Origin of the sequence: Pseudaminobacter soli (ex Zhang et al. 2022), assembly GCF_014595955.1 — a bacterium.
GTDB classification, from domain to species: domain Bacteria; phylum Pseudomonadota; class Alphaproteobacteria; order Rhizobiales; family Rhizobiaceae; genus Kumtagia; species Kumtagia pseudosoli.
Map to the genome: position 1 here is coordinate 1 of NZ_JABVCF010000023.1, position 18,277 is coordinate 18,277.

At 63.2% G+C, this 18,277-nt stretch carries 13 protein-coding genes; 8 read left to right on the forward strand and 5 right to left on the reverse strand.

Annotated elements, in window-relative coordinates:
• Nucleotides 1–332 precede the first annotated feature (332 nt).
• From HUI96_RS27280 to HUI96_RS27310, 7 genes are all read left to right on the forward strand, one after another.
• A complete protein-coding gene (locus tag HUI96_RS27280; protein ID WP_188257857.1) occupies nucleotides 333–2,339 on the forward strand; it encodes a CocE/NonD family hydrolase in 2,007 nt (668 codons plus the stop codon).
• A 305-nt stretch (nucleotides 2,340–2,644) separates the two neighbouring features.
• On the forward strand, nucleotides 2,645–2,839 hold the full coding sequence (locus tag HUI96_RS27285; RefSeq protein WP_188257858.1) for a hypothetical protein: 195 nt from the start codon (nucleotides 2,645–2,647) through the stop codon (nucleotides 2,837–2,839).
• Between the two features lie 208 nt (nucleotides 2,840–3,047).
• Nucleotides 3,048–4,067, forward strand: a complete 1,020-nt coding sequence (locus HUI96_RS27290; protein WP_188257859.1) for an LLM class flavin-dependent oxidoreductase — start codon at nucleotides 3,048–3,050, stop codon at nucleotides 4,065–4,067.
• Nucleotides 4,068–4,249: 182 nt separating this feature from the next.
• On the forward strand, nucleotides 4,250–5,653 hold the full coding sequence (locus HUI96_RS27295) for an FAD-binding oxidoreductase (RefSeq protein ID WP_188257860.1): 1,404 nt from the start codon (nucleotides 4,250–4,252) through the stop codon (nucleotides 5,651–5,653).
• Between the two features lie 446 nt (nucleotides 5,654–6,099).
• On the forward strand, nucleotides 6,100–6,360 hold the full coding sequence (locus HUI96_RS27300) for a DUF5132 domain-containing protein (RefSeq protein ID WP_188257861.1): 261 nt from the start codon (nucleotides 6,100–6,102) through the stop codon (nucleotides 6,358–6,360).
• A 101-nt stretch (nucleotides 6,361–6,461) separates the two neighbouring features.
• A complete protein-coding gene (locus HUI96_RS27305; protein WP_188257862.1) occupies nucleotides 6,462–6,779 on the forward strand; it encodes a DUF5132 domain-containing protein in 318 nt (105 codons plus the stop codon).
• A 334-nt stretch (nucleotides 6,780–7,113) separates the two neighbouring features.
• Complete coding sequence (locus tag HUI96_RS27310) at nucleotides 7,114–10,008, forward strand: cation-translocating P-type ATPase (protein WP_188257863.1); 2,895 nt, start codon at nucleotides 7,114–7,116, stop codon at nucleotides 10,006–10,008.
• Here HUI96_RS27310 and HUI96_RS27315 read toward each other — a convergent pair.
• Nucleotides 10,005–10,508: an HMA2 domain-containing protein gene (locus HUI96_RS27315; RefSeq protein WP_188257864.1), complete on the reverse strand. Its 504-nt coding sequence runs from the start codon at nucleotides 10,506–10,508 to the stop codon at nucleotides 10,005–10,007. The genes HUI96_RS27310 and HUI96_RS27315 overlap by 4 nt on opposite strands.
• 104 nt (nucleotides 10,509–10,612) lie before the next feature.
• Nucleotides 10,613–11,893, reverse strand: a complete 1,281-nt coding sequence (locus HUI96_RS27320) for a DUF445 domain-containing protein (protein ID WP_188257865.1) — start codon at nucleotides 11,891–11,893, stop codon at nucleotides 10,613–10,615.
• 172 nt (nucleotides 11,894–12,065) lie between these two features.
• Between HUI96_RS27320 and HUI96_RS27325 the strand changes: the two genes are divergently transcribed.
• Complete coding sequence (locus tag HUI96_RS27325; RefSeq protein WP_188257866.1) at nucleotides 12,066–12,632, forward strand: HMA2 domain-containing protein; 567 nt, start codon at nucleotides 12,066–12,068, stop codon at nucleotides 12,630–12,632.
• A gap of 166 nt (nucleotides 12,633–12,798) precedes the next feature.
• Here HUI96_RS27325 and HUI96_RS27330 read toward each other — a convergent pair whose 3' ends face one another.
• The 3 genes from HUI96_RS27330 to glf all read right to left on the reverse strand — a co-directional run bounded on the left by HUI96_RS27330 (nucleotide 12,799) and on the right by glf (nucleotide 18,277).
• The gene (locus HUI96_RS27330) at nucleotides 12,799–13,365 is read right to left on the reverse strand and encodes a hypothetical protein (protein ID WP_188257867.1); all 567 of its coding nucleotides are present in this window, start codon (nucleotides 13,363–13,365) and stop codon (nucleotides 12,799–12,801) included.
• 234 nt (nucleotides 13,366–13,599) lie between these two features.
• The gene (locus HUI96_RS27335) at nucleotides 13,600–16,881 is read right to left on the reverse strand and encodes a DEAD/DEAH box helicase (protein WP_188257868.1); all 3,282 of its coding nucleotides are present in this window, start codon (nucleotides 16,879–16,881) and stop codon (nucleotides 13,600–13,602) included.
• Nucleotides 16,882–17,134: 253 nt separating this feature from the next.
• Complete coding sequence (gene glf, locus HUI96_RS27340) at nucleotides 17,135–18,277, reverse strand: UDP-galactopyranose mutase (protein WP_188257869.1); 1,143 nt, start codon at nucleotides 18,275–18,277, stop codon at nucleotides 17,135–17,137.

Genomic DNA, 18,277 nt, shown 5'->3' on the forward strand with positions numbered 1-18,277 from the left:
CTGATGGTACTTCGTCTCAAGACGCGGGAGAGTAAGTCGCTGCCAGGTCTGCTAAACGCATGGAATCTTCTCTTTACGTCTCTCTGACGCCCTCACCCTCGCGGTGAGGGCGTTTTTGCATTTGTGCTCTGGCTCTTATCGGCCCTGGCGAACCCGGGGGAGGGGATCGCAAGTCCGCATTGGCAGCCGCGGGCCAGGGGCGCATGCTGATGGGGTGCAGGCTTCCACAGCTGTTTGCCGGTTGGCCTCGGACATGCCGCATTTGCGGCAATGGTTCTGACGAGCATCGTCTACGAGTGTGTAGACCACCGCATCGTTCACAGGGCCTGCTAATGAAGACCGTCACCGAGTTCCCGCGTAAAGTCATCGAAAACCCCGACATGGGCATCGTCATGCCTGATGGCTGCCGCCTTTCGGCACGCGTCTGGATGCCGGCGGATGCGGACAAGAACCCGGTGCCGGTGATCCTCGAACATCTGCCATACCGCAAGCGCGACGGCACCACGGCGCGCGACAGTCTTACCCACCCGTACTTCGCCGGGCATGGCTATGCCTGCATCCGCGTCGACATGCGCGGTAATGGCGATTCCGAAGGCTTGATGGAGGACGAGTATACCGAGCAGGAACTGCAGGACGCCTGCGACGTGATTGCCTGGGCCGCCGCGCAGCCCTGGTGCAACGGCAATGTCGGCATGATGGGCATCTCCTGGGGCGGCTTCAATTCGCTCCAGGTCGCGGCGAAAGAGCCGCCGGCGCTGAAGGCTATCATCACGCTCTGTTCCACGGACGACCGCTACGCCGACGACATCCACTATAAGGGCGGCCTGCTTCTCAACGAGAATCTCGGCTGGGGCTCGACCATGCTGAGCTACTCGTCGCGTTCGCCGGATCCGGCGCTGGTCGGCGAGAAATGGAAGGCGATGTGGCTTGACCGGCTCGAGCACGAGCCGTTCCTGCCCGCCGTGTGGCTGCGGCATCAGCGCCGCGACTCCTATTGGAAACGCGGCTCCGTCTGCGAGGATTTCTCCAAGATCAAGGCAGCGACGCTGGCGGTTGGCGGCTGGGGCGACGCCTACAAGAATGCGGTTTCGCGGCTGGTCTCCAACATCGACGCTCCGGCGAAGGGTATCGTCGGTCCGTGGATCCACAAGTACCCGCATTTCGCGGTGCCGAACCCGGCGATCGGCTTCCTGCAGGAGGCGCTGCGCTGGTGGGGCCGGTGGCTGAAGGACGAGCAGACCGGGGTCGAGAATGATCCGGCAATGCGGCTCTATGTGATGGATTCGGCTCCGCCGCGCGATTGGTACGAGGAACGCTCCGGGCGCTGGGTCGCCGAGAAGGAGTGGCCGTCCAAAACCATTGGGCAGCGGAGATTCCATCTGGCTGATGGCAATCGATTGGGCGATGAGACCGGCAGCCTGTCGCCCGTAAAGGTCGCCTCGCCGCAGGATTGCGGCATGGATGGCGGCGAATATTGCGCGATCTGGCTTGGGCCGGAACTGCCCGGCGACCAGCGCGCGGATGACGCCAAGTCGGCTTGCTTCGACACGGAGCCGCTGACGGCATCGATCGACATCGTCGGTGCGCCGGTGGTGGAACTCAGCCTGTCCGCCGACAAGCCGGTGGGCATGGTGGCGGTGCGGCTGTGCGACGTCCACCCGGATGGCGCCTCTACGCGCGTGACCTACGGCGTGCTCAATCTCTGCCACCGTGAGGGGCACGAGACGCCAAAACCGCTCGTGCCGGGCGAGACGGTGACGATCCGGCTGCAACTCGACGACATCGCCTATCAACTGCCGGTCGGCCATCGACTGCGGCTCGCCGTTTCCTCTTCCTACTGGCCGCTGGTCTGGCCGTCGCCGGAAGAGGTGACGCTAGCGCTCTCCGGCGGCTCGCTCAGCCTGCCCGAGCGCGCCGCGGGAACCGGCAACGAGGTCAGCTTCGAGGGACCGGAAGCGGCGCCGAAGTGGAGGATCGAGACGGTGCGGCCGGCGAGCAACAGCCGCAAGGTCGAGCGGAACGAAGCAACGGGCGAGGTGACGCTCGCCATCGTCGACGACTTCGGCGAGGACCGGGACCTGGACCACGGGCTGGTCAATGGCGGCGTTGCGCGCGAGAAGTGGACGATCCGGCCCAATGATCCGCTCTCTGCGCGCGGCGAGACGCACTGGACCTCGACCCTTTCGCGGGACGGCTGGTCGCTGCGCACCGAAACCTACTCGAGCATGCACTCCGACGCGACCACCTTCCATCTCACCGGCCGGATCGAGGCGTACGAGGGCGATACGTTGGTGTTCGAGCGCGACTTCAAGGAAGAGATCCCGCGCGACTTCATCTAGGGTCTCACGCACGAGCAACGCCGTTTGACATTGGAGCGGCGTTGTTCGCCTTCGGATTGACTGCCTGCTACGGTTCTCGTTCGTCAGGAAAAAAGGCCGCTCTGAACGCTGGCCACTGGCGTCAATTCCGAGCACTTCCAGTACTCCTCCTGCCACCGGCGCGCATCTGCCGGAATTTTCGTCCAGTTTTCTGAACCTAGCCGCGCTCCATTCGTTGTCCCTGTGTCCGGCTGCCTTCGTGGCCAGGCAGCTTTGGTTCGCAATCCAGCGAGACAAGGCATTTAATGCAACGCAGGAGAGTCATTATGGCCAAGGAACGCGAGCACGAAAGGGGTAAGCAAGGAGCCGGCAAGGCCGGCCAGGGCATGCCTGAGGAGCGGCGCCAGGGCCAGCAGCAGCAGGAACGCGGTTCCGAGCGTCAGCAGAGTGGCGGCAGCGAGCATCGCGGCGGTTCACAGCAGCATCAGCGGGAAGGTGGGAGCGGCTCCAAGCAGCGCTGACCAGCGCTGCCGGGTATTCGCCCACTTCAAGGAAAGCGGGCGAAGCATACGCCCCCGGCTGATGTTCATGGCAAGATCAACGAGAGGCCGGCGACCGCCGGCCTCTGCCACGTTCGGCCTTGCAATCGACTTGAAATCGGGGGCAATGCAGAGGCAGCCCACGTCTGACAATCCCAGTTGCTAAGCGCCTCCGGGAGATCTAGTCATCATGAAGAAGATCGGCTTTCTTTCGTTCGGGCACTGGTCGCCCTCTCCGCAGTCGGGGACGCGGTTGGCGTCGGACGCGCTCCTGCAGGCGATCGATCTTGCGGTCGCCGCCGAAGAACTGGGCGCCGACGGAGCCTATTTCCGCGTGCATCACTTCGCCCGCCAGCTTGCCTCGCCGTTCCCTCTGCTGGCTGCGATCGGAGCGAGGACCAGCCGTATCGAGATCGGCACCGCCGTCATCGACATGCGCTACGAGAACCCGCTCTACATGGCTGAGGATGCGGGTGCGGCCGACCTCATCGCCGGAGGGCGCCTGCAACTCGGCATCAGCCGCGGGTCGCCCGAGCAGGTGGTCGATGGATGGCGCTATTTCGGCTACGTCCCGCCCGAGGGCCAGACCGATGCCGAAATGGCGCGTCATCATGCGGAAGTCCTGCTGGAGGTGCTGCGAGGGCAGGGCTTTGCCCAACCCCACCCGCGGCCGATGTTCCCGAATCCTCCGGGCCTGTTGCGCCTCGAGCCCCATTCTGAAGGCTTGCGGGAGCGGATTTGGTGGGGGGCCGCTACCAACGCCACCGCCGAATGGGCGGCAAGGCTGGGGATGAATCTCCAGAGCTCGACGCTCAAGTTTGATGAGACAGGCCAGGCGTTTCACATCCAGCAGGCCGAGCAGATCCGGGTTTTCCGGCAAGCGTGGAAGGAGGCGGGCCATGCGCGCCAGCCGAGGGTGTCGGTCAGCCGCAGCATATTCGCATTGGTCAACGATCAGGACCGCGCCTATTTCGGGCAGGATCAGAGCCAGGACCACATCGGATATCTGGACGAGAACACCCGGGCGATCTTCGGCCGCAGCTACGCGGCCGAGCCTGACTTGCTCGTCAAGCAATTGGTGGAGGACGAGGCCGTCGCCGAAGCCGACACGCTGCTCCTGACCGTGCCCAACCAACTCGGCGTGGCGTACAATGCGCATGTCATCGAGGCCATACTGACCTATGTCGCGCCGGCTCTCGGGTGGCGTTGACAGGCTCCGTTCTCCGCGTTCGAGAACAGAGCCGGCGTCAGCACTCATCATAAAGTAGCAGCACTTCCTATCCGTCTTCAGATCAATTCGGCCGCGTCGGAAGGCCGATATACTTCCTGAAGTGGACTGTTCCTTTGCTCCGGCTCAAACTCGGCCCGGGCGGCGGCTATCTGGAGGAAGTCATGCAACATGACCCTGTGACGCGCTTGTTGAACCGGGACGGCGAGCCGATCGAGGTCGAGACAATCAACGAGTTCCTCGGCGACCTTGCCGGACGCGCGATCCAGCCGCGCGACGCCGACTATGACACCGCAAGACGCATCTGGAATGGCGCGATCGACCGCTATCCCGGGCTGGTTGTGCGCTGCCTAGGCACTGCGGATGTCATACATGCGGTGAGGTTCGCCCGCGCCAAGGATCTGCAGGTCTCGGTTCGCGGCGGCGGTCACAACGTCGCCGGACGTGCGCTCTGCGACGGCGGCATGGTGATCGACCTATCCTGGATGCGTGCGGTCATGGTCGACCCGCAGACGAGAGTTATCGAAGTCCAGGGTGGCGCGACACTCGGAGACCTCGACCGCGAGACCCACCTCTATGGGCTGGCTGTTCCGACGGGCGTGGTGTCGAAGACCGGGGTGGCCGGCCTTACACTGGGCGGAGGCGTCGGCTGGCTGGTCCGCAAGTACGGGCTCTCCTGCGACAATGTTGTCTCGTTCGAGGTCGTGACGGCTGAGGGACAATTGCTGACTGCAAGCCGGGAAGAGAATCCTGATCTCTTTTGGGCGCTACGCGGCGGCGGCGGCAATTTCGGCATCGTCACGCGCTTCCGGTTCCGCGCACAGCCGATTGCGACTGTACTCGGCGGAATGATCGTGCATCCGCGCGAGCGGGCGGGCGAGGTGCTCCGCTTCTATCGTGATTTCATGGCGCAAGCGCCCGAAGACCTGACCGCCTATGCAGGCATGGTGACATCGCCGGACGGCGTGCCGGTCATTGCGATCATCTGCTGCTGGTCCGGTCCCATGTCGGAGGGAGAGCGCGTGCTGGAGCCGCTGCGGGCCTTCGGTCCACCGCTCGCCGATGTCGTCCAGCCGATGCCGTTCCCGGCCATGCAGCAGTTGCTCGATCCCGCCTTCCCCGACGGCTCGTACAATTACTGGAAGGCGAGCTTCGTGCCGAGGCTCACCGATGAGGTGGCCGACCTTCTGGTCGAGCACGGTAACCGGATAAGATCTCCGATGTCGGCCGTGGTGATCGAGTTCTACGGCGGTGCGCCGGGCCGCGTCGGGCCCAGCGAGTCTGCCTTTGCCCAGAGACGTGCCGAGTACAACATCGGCATCATCGCCCAATGGCTGGATCCCGCCGAGAGTGCGGAGCACATTCAATGGGCGAGGACCTTCTATGATGCGCTCGAGCCCCATTCCAGCGGCGATCACTTCCTGAACTTCCAGAGTGAGATGGCCGATGAGGTGGTGAGGAGATCGTTCGGCGAGAACTATTCTCGGCTGGTTGAGGTGAAGCGGAAATACGATCCGACGAACTTCTTCAGCCTCAACCAGAACATCAGGCCCGCCGAAGCGGCATGAGCAGGCAAGGCCCGAGTTCCACCCTGCGGTCCTCGGGCCTCGTCTGACCTCTCACCTCACATCTCGTTGAAGCGCTCATGCAGGATGTTGCGCCTCATGGCAGCCGGATACATCATGCGAGGTCACGGTGTGCCTTCAATTGGACGCAGGCGGAGCATCGTGTGGTGAGCCCAGCGACTGCCTCCGGATTGCTAAACGCTGGGAGCGAATCGGCAAGTATCGAGTGTCCTTATGAGTAATGTAGGTGGGTATTGAATTCTTAGACTGCTGACACATTTGCGAAGTGTGATTGAGTAACTTAGCAATTGTACTGTCGATCAGTGCGAAGATCGCAAAATATTGCAGCGTTACTGGTGGGATGGATGCATCTAGCTGTAGGTGTAACTTGGCGCTCAGCGGTCCCTGTCCATATCGTTCGACGCGGTAAACCTCAAAGGAGGAGACACATGGAGTTCAAGGCAGGAAATCTGCTCACGGGCTTGGCGATCGGGGTCGGAGCAGCCGTGATAGCACCTGTTGTGATGCCGATCCTGAGGCCGTTTGCGAAATCCATGATCAAGGCGGGCCTTGTGGCCTATGACCAGGCGCGGGTGTCATTGGCGGAGCTCAATGAACGGACCGGCGACATCGTGGCGGAAGCGCGCGCTGAAATGGCCGAGACCCAGAGGGCCTCCGAGGAGCGACCAAGCTCCGAGATGGCGGCATAGCACTGCGCACCGGCCAGTCTCGGGTCTGGCGAAATGCACCGATGCAGTCGAAACGGGGTGGTGGGCGACAACAGGGGTGTGGGCCAACCAGGAGTTCTCTGATGTCGGTACTCGAAGACATGTTCAAGGGCGGCAACGTTGGCACAGGCATTGCCGTCGGGATCGGAGCCGCAATTGTCGCTCCGGTATTAATGCCACTCCTTCGTCCTATCTCGAAGGCTGTCGTCAGAGCCGGGGTGATGGCTTACGACCAGGGCCGGGCGGCACTTGCCGACGCTAATGAGTGGACATCCGACATGATAGCCGAAGCCAGGTCGGACATGGCAGGAAGGACGAACGGGCAGGCGGAGCAGACCACCGCACGTCGCACCCGCAGGGAATCCGAGCCGAGAGGCACAGGCGCGGCTACGACAACGTGAGCCCTGGCAAATAGCTCAGCGCTGAGCCGGGTTCGCCGCAAGGCAAATGGCTGGTGCTAACCACCGTGCTATGACGTGCCCACGCGGCCCGCGCACGCGATGATGTTCCCATTTTCACGACTCACCGTCGACCATTCGGCTCGAGGCCCGCGCATGTGCTCAGGTGCCGTAATGCGTGCTTTCTGGATGTCTTTTGGGATTTGAGAGGGTGCACAGTCCATCCTCCTTATCCATTGTCCCACTGCATACGTCGATCCCGGGGCGAGCACGCCTGAAGGTCGATGGCCTGCAGGGTTCACCAGTCGTCAAGGATGCGCTGGAGCGCCTGGGCCGGATGGCCCCAAATGTATCCAGGCTCACCGCGAGCGATTTGACAGGGAACATCCTGATCGAGCACGAGGCAGCCACACCGCTGCATTCCATCCTGGAATATCTGAGGGCCCGCATTCAGAGGGAGATCACCGCTCCTGGTGCGGTTTCCTCCGACACCGGCCCGGTCTGGCATACTCTTACTCGGGACCAGACATTCGCTGCGCTGCATAGTTCCGCCGAAGGCCTGAGCCGGCGCGATGCATGCCAGCGGCTGGCCGAGACGGGTCCGAACGTAACCCAGACGGTCCAGCCGCGTTCGAGCGCCAGCATCCTCGCAAGCCAGTTCCAGAGCCTGCCCGTCGCTATTCTTCTCGGTGCGGCGGCAGTTTCGGTGCTCACCGGCGGTTTGCTTGAAGCCGTCGCCATCCTCGCGGTCGTTGGCATGAACGGCGCAATCGGTTTCAAGACCGAATCTCGTGCGGAGGCGACCATACGGAGTCTCGGCGCCCAGGCTTCCCGGACTGCTCAGGCTTTGCGCGACGGGGTTTCGATAGGGGTGCCTGTCAGAGAGATTGTCCCGGGCGACGTGATTTCGTTGCGACGCGGCGATGTGGTTCCGGCCGACGCGCGTGTGATCTCGGCGCAGGGATTGAGCGTGAGCGAAGCAATGCTCACCGGCGAGAGCATGCCTGTATCCAAACACCCTGAGCCGATTGGCGACTGGACGACACCGCTCGGGGCTCGCAGCAACATGCTGTACTGCGGAACGATCATTACGGGTGGCGGAGGGCGTGCGCTGGCGGTCGCGACCGGCTCGTCCACGCAAACTGCGCTGATCCAACGTCTTGTTACCAGCACTGCCCGCCCCGAAACACCTCTCCAGCGACAGCTAGGCGATCTGGGCAGACAACTCGGATGGGTGACCTTGGCTGCGGGCGCGGTGATCGCGGGCGTGGGCCTTCTGCGCGGCCAGGGCCTCATTCCGATGATCCGTTCGGCACTGTCGATCGCCGTTGCCGCGATGCCGGAAGGTCTGCCGCTGCTGGCCACCACGATTCTGGCCCTTGGTGTGGAGGCACTGCGTAAACGCGGCGTTTACGTTCGGCGACTGGCGGCGATCGAAACCTTGGGGGCAGTGCAAACTATCTGTTTCGACAAGACAGGGACCTTGACGCTGGGCCGCATCAATGTGGAGCAGATCAGGATCGCCACAGAATCCTATTCGAGCTCGGGAGGCGTTCTGGGGCAGGATGGGAGGCCGGCCGAACTCGATCAGAAGCCGGCATTACAGCGCCTGCTCCAGGTGGGGGCGCTCTGCAGCGACGTTCAGATCGTGCACAAAGGAACCAGCGTGACCCTTGATGGGTCGCCCACCGAGTGCGCGCTCGTCCAGTCGGCCCTCGACAGCGGCATTGACGTCGCAGCGCTGCGGCAGCAATTTCCGCGCACCAAGGTTCAGCACAGATCCGAAGCCTATCGCTTCATGGCGACCACGCATGTGTCGGCGCACGGACAGATGGTCTCCGTGAAGGGAAGTCCCGACGACGTCCTGGAACGTTGCCGATTCCAAATGCTTCCCGACGGCACGGAGCAGGAACTGACTCCGGAGCGCCGGGCACGCATCGAAGAGCGGAACCTCGAACTGGCATCCCAGGCCCTGCGGGTGCTTGGAATGGCGGAAAGGCAACTGCAAGGACAGGATGGCGGCGTCCAGGATCGGCCGGTCGAGGACCTTACCTGGATCGGGCTCGTTGGCATGGCTGACCAGATCCGCCCTGGCATACGCGAACTGATGAGCAGGCTGCATGAGGCTGGCATTCAGACCATCATGCTCACTGGGGATCAGCGGCCGACGGCAATTGCCGTGTCCGAGCGCATCCACCTGAATGGCCCAGGCGCGATTCGCGTGACAGATGCGGCCGAACTGGAAGGCCTGACCCCTGCCGAACTTGGTGAAGTTGCGGGGCACACACAGGCATTCAGCCGGGTAAGCCCCGCGCAGAAGCTGCAGATAGTGAGATCGTTGCAGGCCGCCGGCACAACCGTTGCGATGGTCGGTGATGGAGTGAACGACGGCCCGGCGCTTCGAGCTGCCAATGTCAGCATTGCGGTGGCCGAGACGGACGTTGCCGCGGCAACCCGTGAGATCGCCGACATCCTCATCACCTCAGATCGGCTCGATGGCCTGTTGCCGGCACTCGTGACCGGCCGCACCACGCACCGGAACATCCGCAAGGCGCTCCGCTACCTCGTGAGCACAAACCTGAGTGAGGTGCTGCTTGTCCTTAGCGGCACCGCGGCCGGAATGAGTGCTCCTCTTTCGCCGATGCAGTTGCTGTGGATCAACCTCATCACCGATGTGCTGCCCGGTCTTGGCCTCGCGATGGAAGCACCCGAGGCCGATGTTCTCGAGCAGGGGCCGATGGAAGCCGACGCCCCGGTGCTGGGGCGCGACGACATTGCCGGCACGGCAGCTCAGGCTGCCATGCTTGGTGCCGGTGCGTTGGCGTCGACCCTCGTCGGCTGGCGACGCTACGGCGCAAACGCACCGCAGACAGGGACGATGACGTTCGGCAGCATCATGCTCGCGCAACTGCTGCACGCCCTGACATCACGTTCGGAGGAGCACGGCATATTTGGACCCACCGCGCCGCCGAGAAACAATGCGCTTTCCGCGATCGTGGGCGGCTCGATCGGCGTGCATCTGATTGCGTTGCTGCTGCCGGTGGCGAGGGGCCTGCTCGGTGTATCGCGATTGAGCGCGAGAGACGCCGCGACGACACTCGCTGGCGGGGTGCTTCCGTTCATAGCCATGGAACTGAACAAACTGAACTCGATCGGCCCCGGCGACCAGTTCACCTGGAGACGCGACGTGACTGCAGAACCGGACGCCTGGCCGGGCGACCAGCCCGCCTAGGCAGGCAAGAGGACAGTCTTAGATGCTACTGGATTCGACAGGAAGAAAGTCTGGTCTGGCCGCTCGGCCGCAGAGCCGATGATGGCACGAAGGACCGGCTCGGCCACCAGTTCCGCCACCTGAACGATCGGGTGCTTCGGCAGCACCATCGGCATCAGCTTCGTCACCAGTGAAACGAGGTCGAACTCGGTCCCATGGCTGACGGAGTTGCTGCCCGGGTTTGCGCCGCAGCACGGGCAGGTGCTCGGCTCGGCGTTGCCGGCCGCCGGACCCGTTTTCAGAGCCGGAGTCCATCCGCCGAGAGGGTCGAGGTTCCTGTCATGCTCGATCGTGACGCTCGCCGCCGCCGGATTGACGGTCACGTTTCGCACGCCCTGTATGGCGTTCAACTGCTGCTTGAGGCCGGCGAAGAACTGTTCCTGGTGCCGTGCTGCGGGGATCTGGATCCGCATGCGGCCGGGAATGCGGTGGATGATATGGGCCTTCAGGCGAGGATGCATTACGCTTGCTGGTCTCAGTTTCAGCCGACTGCGTGGCTCGTCGGCGAACCCAATAGCCGGTTTTTACGAAGGATTAATGACAGTTGAGCGGCAATATGTGTCGCTCAGGAGATTGCCTGGGTCATCAGGAAAAGCAGGCAGCCGACAAGCGCGCCGACCACGGTTCCGTTCATCCTGATATATTGCAGGTCGCTGCCCACCAGCAGTTCGAGGCGGTCCGAGAGAGCCTTGGTGTCCCACTTCATGACGACATCCGAGAAGAACGAACCGATTTCGCCTCGGAACCTGACAATATGAAGCGAAAGGCGTTCCAAGGCGGAGTCGATGTGCTTCTGCATGGCCTCGTCGGAGAGGAGGGCCTGACCGATCAGAACGAGCACACTTTCCAGAGCTTCGCGGGTCTTCGAGGATGGCGACTCCAGATCCTGCAGCAACACGGCGGAGAGATCGGTCCAGATCGAGCCGATCCAGGCCTGCACGTCGGCATGGTCGAGCAGCCTGTTCTTGGCAGCATTGATCTGATCCTGCAGTTCCGGAGAGGTCTGCAACTTCTCCACGATATCGGACAAGGATTCCCGGAATTTCAGCCGCGCTTCGCTTTCCGGCTCTCGGAGATTCTGCAGCACCTCGAGCACGCCCGAGATCATCGCATTGGCAATGCGCTTGTTGATTGCACTCGGAATCCACCAGCGGCTGCGCTGCTGGACGATCTCTTCGATCCGTTCGGAATTCTCCTGCAGCATCTTCTCGGCCATCCCGAGGGTCTGATCGAAGACGACGTCCGCTTCGCCGCTCTTGGTCAACGCCTCGACGATACGGGCCAGCACCGGGGTGATGTCTGTGCGGCGCAGTTGCTCTCCCAGGGTGCGATTGGCGAACTCGAGCAAGTCCCGCTTGCCCAGCGAGCGGATGACGTATGGCATCGCCTGGATGATCGTGTCGGCGATCCCCGCAGCGGTGGACCGACGGCCGAGCCAGACGGCGAAACGACGGCCTATCCGTAGGGCGCGCAGCTTGCCGAGCACCACCTCCGGGGTCAGGAAATGCTGCTCGATGAAAACGCCAAGTGTGCGCGCGATGCGCTCACGGCTGTTCGGGATAATCGCCGTGTGCGGTATCGGAACTCCGAGCGGATGGCGAAAGAGCGCCGTCACTGCGAACCAGTCGGCCAGTCCGCCGACGACGCCCGCTTCGGCTCCCGCCCGCAACAGCAGGACAGCGAAGCCCGGCGCCTCGACCAGATGCGTTGCGAATGTGATCCCGGCCATGGTGCCGAGGAGCGTGTTGGCGAGGACGCGGTTGCGCCGAAGGCGCCGGCGCTGCAGGGCCTCGTTCTTGAGTGTGAAGCCCTGCGGAAAGGTGCTCGTGGTCTGTGGTGTCATCATTTCCGGCGGCATGCATTGCCCTCTGTTGCGCCAATAAATGGTGCTCGTGTCCGAACCGCCAACATCCGGCCCTCAATGCAGTGTAATGAGGCTGAGATTGGGCGTCTGCCGGGCGCACTTGTGTCGCAATGTGGACGTTTCCGGGATCGGATCGTTGGGAGCGAGGCAACCGATGCTGCCAAGTGCTACTGTCGAACACGAGCTTACCGGGCGCCTGCGGGTCAGAGTGCCGGGCCTGCGCGGAAATCAGTCGTTCTTCCGCTCTGCGATCGAAACGCTCTCGCAGCATCCGGAGATCAGCGCGGTGATCGTCAACCCGTCCACCGGCAGCGTCCTCATCGAACATACGACGGACCCGCAGTCGATACAGGAGTTCGCCGCCGAACGCGGACTTTTCGAAGTGCGCAGGGTACCTCCGGCACCCGCAACGCGCAGAATCGTTGTATCCCCTAAAACCGCGGCGTCAGGGCTCGTTGTCCTGGGCGCCCTACAGGCCGCGCGCGGCGAGATCCTCGGGCCTGCGTCCGAGAATTTCTGGAACGCCTATGGCGCGCTGCGGGTAATGCACAATCTGCCGCTGATGCTGCTGTTCGGCGGACTGGGCCTGTTCCAGATCTCGCAAGGCAGGGCATTCGGCTCGGCCGCCTCGCTGTTCTTCTATGCATTCATGCTGGAGCGGCTGACGGCGCCCCATGCCAACCGTCCGGCTGGGGCACGCCCACGGCTGGCCTCGAATTGACCCGACAGGGCCGGGAGGCAGGCTCCCGCAATACTAACTGTAGTCAGTCCCATCCCACTCGCAGAGCCTGACGCCTCGGCCAATACACTGCTTAAGCGGTGGCGCGGCTGCCCGCCTCAGATCCTCGCCACCGTAGTGTTCCCACCCCTGTCGAGCGACGAACTACTTAGTACGGATAATATGGGCAGACGTAGCGCCCATAATAATCGTAGAAGCAGTAATTGTTGGAGAGCCCATAGTAGGGAAAACCAACGCCTAGGAAGAAGTCGCCATCACCGCCGTCGAAGAAGTTATTGTTGAAGCGGTGGAATCGGTTGAAACGGTTATGGAAGAAGCGCGCATGCGCAAAACGGTTGCCGTGGAAGGAGCGGTTGCCATGGAAGTGATCAAACCCGCGGCCCATCATGGGATGGCCGAAGCCGCCCATATGACCGAAGCCGCCCATGTGTCCGAAGCCTCCCATGTGCCCGAAACCGCCCATATGGCCGCCGCCACCAGAGAAATGGCCACCGCCGTGACCGCCACCGCCACCACCCCCGCGCACTTGCACGATGGGAAGCGAGTTACTGATATCGTGGCCGGAAAGACTCGTTCCGGCTGCCAATCCCGATGGGCTAGCCAGGGCCGGTGCTGCCAACCCTGCGACAACGCCGATGGCTATTGCGCCCCGACGCATGAGGGACACGAGATGAGGTCTCATATCAGTCTCCATCACCTCTCCAAGGTTGAACATTCAAACGGTCCCGGAAGTTATTATATTGGCACCGCTTTCAGGAGTAACGCTTTGGCCGGAAGAGTCGGAGCAGGAGCGTACCGGATTCTTGGACACGTTCGCGCGACAGTGACGTGATCGCATCCGCTTCCAGACGCGGAGAAGGCAAACGATTGCAGGATACCGTCGGAACGCCGATTTCCGCACTATAGGCATCGGCATTTCGCCCTTAGCCGGGAATGCGATGCAGCCGCCTCAGCGCACCGGTCTTTTCGCCGAGATCAGTTCCAGCAATCGCCGGGTGCGATCCAGCCGCTTGGGACCGGGCGCGGTGCTCGTCTCGGCAACGAGGCGGTTACCTCGCCTGGACAAGCGCCTACGTTTCTCCCAGCGTGCCCATGTCTTCTCATCAGGCTGCTCCAAAAAAACGACGGCGATCGCCTTCGGTCCGGCCCTCACGGCCGACACGCCTGCCTGCGCCGCGCGCAACTTGATCAACGCGATGTCCAGCAGGGTCCTGACTTCCTCTGGTGGCGGGCCGAAGCGGTCGATCAGTTCGTCCTCGAGCGCCGAAATCTCTACCGGATCCTCCAGCCGCTGCAGGCGCGAGTAGAGATTCAGGCGCACCAGCGATTCTGACACGTAGCCCTCGGGCAGAGCGCCAGCCATCTCCAGCTCGATGCTGGGCTCCACTTCGACTTCGAGCCTCTCGCCGCGCGCTATCCGCACCGCGCGGGCAAGCAGGTGCTGATAGAGGCTGACGCCGATCAGTTTCATGTGTCCGGCCTGGTCGTCTCCCACGAGATCGCCTGCGCCGCGCAGGTCGAGGTCCCGCGCGCTGATCGCGAGACCGGAGCCCAGCCGGTCGAATGCCACAAGGGTGGAGAGTCGGGAGCGGGTCTCGTACGCGAGTTCCTGCCCGGGTTCGGTGAGAAGATAGGCAAAGCCCTGGGGGCGGCCCCGCCCGACACGGCCGCGTATCTGGTGCAACTGGGCGAGGCCGAAGCGATCGGGGCGCCAGACCAAGATCGTGTTGGCGCGTGGCACGTCGAGGCCGCTTTCGATGATGTTGGTGGCAAGCAGGACGTCGCCATCGCCATCCGCGAAGCCCACCATCGTCTCGTCCAACTCGGCGATCTCCAACTCGCCATGGGCCACGCGCAGGCTGAGCTCCGGCACGATGCGGGCGAATTCCTTGCGGAGACCGTCGATGTCCTCGATGCGCGGCACGACGAAGAAGCTCTGTCCGTCGCGGCGCTTTTCGCGCAGCAATGCCGTACGCACCGCCGCCTGATCGAATTCGGCCAGAGAGGTGCGCACCAGACGCCGCCGGGCGGGCGGGGTCGCCAGCGTGCTGGTTTCGTGGATACCGACCATCGCGCCCTGTAGCGTGCGCGGGATCGGGGTGGCGCTCATGGTGAGCACATGGAGATTCGGCTTCAGGCTGCGCAAATTCTCCTTCAGCCTGGTGCCGAAGCGGTGCTCCTCGTCGATGACAACGAGCCCGAGATGCTTGAAGGAGACATTCTTTCCGGCGACGGCATGGGTGCCGACCACCAGCCCGATCTTGCCGCTCGCCAGGCCCTCCTGAACGCGCTTCGTTTCGGCAGTGCCCACGGCCCGCGACAGGTGACCCACTTCCACGCCGGTGCCCGCAAACCGGCGGCGAAAGGTCTCGTAGTGCTGGCGGGCGAGCACAGTCGTCGGCGCCACCACCGCAACCTGCTTGCCTGAAAGCGCCACAGCGGCGGCGGCGCGCAACGCCACTTCGGTCTTTCCGAAGCCGACATCGCCGCAGATCAGCCGGTTCATCGCCTTGCCGGAAGCGAGATCGTTGAGGACGGACGCTATCGCCGTCTGCTGATCCGGTGTCTCCGGATAGGGGAAGCGTGCGGAAAATCGCGCATAGGCCGCACGCGGCGGCACGATCTTGTCGGCGCCGCCCGCTTCTCGCTTCCGCGCCAACTCCACCAGTTGCCCGGCCGCCTCGTCGATCTCGGCGCTCACGAGCGCCTTGCGCTTGTTCCAGGCGTCGCCCTTCAGGCGATCCAGCGTAACCGTGCCTTCGTCCGCGCCATAGCGCCAGATGCGGCCGAACTCCCCCACCGGGGCGAGCAGGGACGCGCCTTCGTGGAACTCCAGCCGCACCGTGTCGCGGCTGACGCCGTCGACCTCGACGGTTTCCAGTGCGCGAAGCACGCACACGCCATGGTCCTCATGGATGACGACGTCGCCGACGTCCAACTCCGGTTCGGCTGCCAGTTCGGCCTCGGCTGCCCCCCGGCCGTGATACAGCCGCGCCCCGAACAGGTCAGGCGCGGCGACGATCGCAAAGCCTGCTCGGCGGTCGACAAAGCCATGTTCGAGGTCCCACGGCGCTGCCAGAAGCGAACCGGCTTCGGCAGCAATCACGTCCGACCAATGCTCCACTGCGTCCGGCTTGCGCTCGAGCCGGCGTGCCAGCCCCCGTTCCATGCGCGCGAGTTCGGAAGCCGTACCGGCAAGGAGGACAGGGCCTGTTTCCAATGCCGCCGATATGAACCGCGCCACGGCGCCGGCCGGGTCGGCTTGCAGCAGGAAGTCGGGCAAGCCTTCGATGCCGCCGACGTCCAGCGTCTCGGCGCCGCGTTCCTCAATGATTAGCGTGACCTCTTTGTCGCTTAGATAGAAGTGCTCCTGATGCGCGCTCACGCCATCTACATCCGCCCGCGCCTGCCGCGATTCGGCGACCAGTCCCGATGCCGTAGCCAGCCGATCCTGGAAGCCTGGCGCGGTCACAAGTGCCGCCTCGGGCAAAAGGTCGAACACTGTCCTGAGTTCGACCCCAACTCGCAGTAGCATTTGCTCAAGGCTTACGCGTCCGCGTGCGCCGGTCTCCTCCGGCGCATCGGCTATCAGTTCCGAGGCGGGCGGTATTCGCATAGAAGAGAGGTTGCTCTGGGTGCGTTGCGAGAGCGGGTCATAGGTGCGGATCTCGATGATGTCGTCTTCCTCATCGAGCAGGATGCGGACAGGCTGCTCGGCAGCGGAGGGGAAGATGTCGAGCACTTGGCCGAGAAAAGCTGCTTCTCCCGCCTCGTCCACGCGCTCATCCAGTATGTAGCCGGCGCGCTCCAGGTCGGCGAGCAAGGCTTCACGGGTCAGTTCATCGCCGACCGACAGCGTCTTGAATCCGGGCGACAGAGCCTCTGCTGAGGGCACGCGGCCGAGTGCGGCTTCGACGGAGGTCACGAGAAGCCGCGTTGTCCGCGCGGGCCGGGACAGGGCCTCGATGGCGCTGGCCCGTCGTCCCATGCATTCGCGAGAGGGCAGGGCACTGTCGTAGGGCAGGCAATCCCAGGGCGGGATGACGATGACCTCCGTCTCGGGGCGCAAGCTCTTGAAGGCGAGGGCTACCTCGTCGGCGGCGGCTTCACTGCCGGCGAGATACAAAAGATCGCGTCGGCCAGCCGCATTTGCCCGTTCGATAAGTCGTGCAGCGATCGCGGCGGCCGGCAGACTGCGACCACCACGTTCCGGTTCGTCGGCGGCAGGCATTCTGCTGGGCCGGAGTGGCTCTCTGCCAACCACCTCGACTGCCCCTGCTTTCTTGGGATGTGTCATACCGATCCGCCGTCCGCGCACTTGTGAACCGCAGAAGAGACAGCAACCGCCTTGGTTCCACCATGTGAGATCAGGGTTCGCTTGAGGGACCGGAGAATATGCCACGCCACCGCTCCAGCGGCCATGATCCGGCTCAGGCGCGATCTACCGGACCGGCTCCCAAGACGGATCGGTTTGCGCTGAGACGCTACTCGGCGGCTTCCGTTATCGCGCTAAACCCCGCAGTTGTTTCGGCATGCAGCGCCTTCTGGATACGGCCGAACGTGGCAAGCGCCTGCCCGACCACTTGGTCCATGTTGTAATAGCGGTAGGTCGCGAGCCGGCCGACGAACCAGACGTCGGGACGTGCCATCGCCATTGCCTCGTAGCGCTTGTAGAGCGCCTCGTTTTCCGCCCGCGGAACCGGATAGTAGGGATCGCCTACGTCGCTGGGAAACTCGTAGGTCAGGCTGGTCTTCGGATGAATCTGGCCGGTGAGATGCTTGTATTCAGTGATGCGGGTGTATAACTCCGACTGCGGATAGTTGACGACCGCGACCGGCTGAAAATTCTCTTTGTCCAGCGTCACATGCTTGAAGTGCAGCGAGCGGTAGGGAAGCCGTCCCAGCTTCCAGTCGAAGAACTCGTCGATCGGTCCGGTATAGATGAGCCGCCGGTAGGGGATCTGGTTGCGGATCTCGCGAAAATCCGTCTGCAGCATGATCTTGATGTTCGAATGGTCCACCATGCGCTCGAACATGCGCGTGTAGCCGTGCAGCGGCATCTTCTGGAAGCCGTCCGTGAAGTAGCGGTCGTCGCGGTTCGTCCTGGTGGGGACACGCGCAGTCACCGACTTGCTGAGCTGCGAGGGATCAACGCCCCATTGCTTCCTGGTGTAGCCGCGAAAGAATTTTTCGTAGAGCTCGCGGCCGATGGTGCTGACCACGACGTCTTCGGAGGTTTTCACCTCATCGACTTTCTCGCGCCTCAAGGCGAAGAACTGCTCCAACTCCTCGGAGGTCAGGTTCAGGTCGTACAGCCCGTTGATGGTGTCGAGGTTGATCGGGATTGGCAGAAGTTTCCCGTCCACCGCAGTCAGGACGCGATGCTCGTAGTCTCTCCATCGCGTGAACTGCGAGAGATAGTCGACGATCGACTGCGCATTGGTATGGAAGATGTGCGGTCCATAGCGGTGGATGAGGATGCCTGCATCGTCGTAGCAGTCGTAGGCGTTGCCGCCGACATGTCTTCTCCGGTCGATGAGGAGCACCGATTGCCCGAGTTGCGATGTGATCCGCTCCGCGAGCACGCTTCCCGCGAAGCCCGCCCCGACGATAAGCCAGTCGAACAT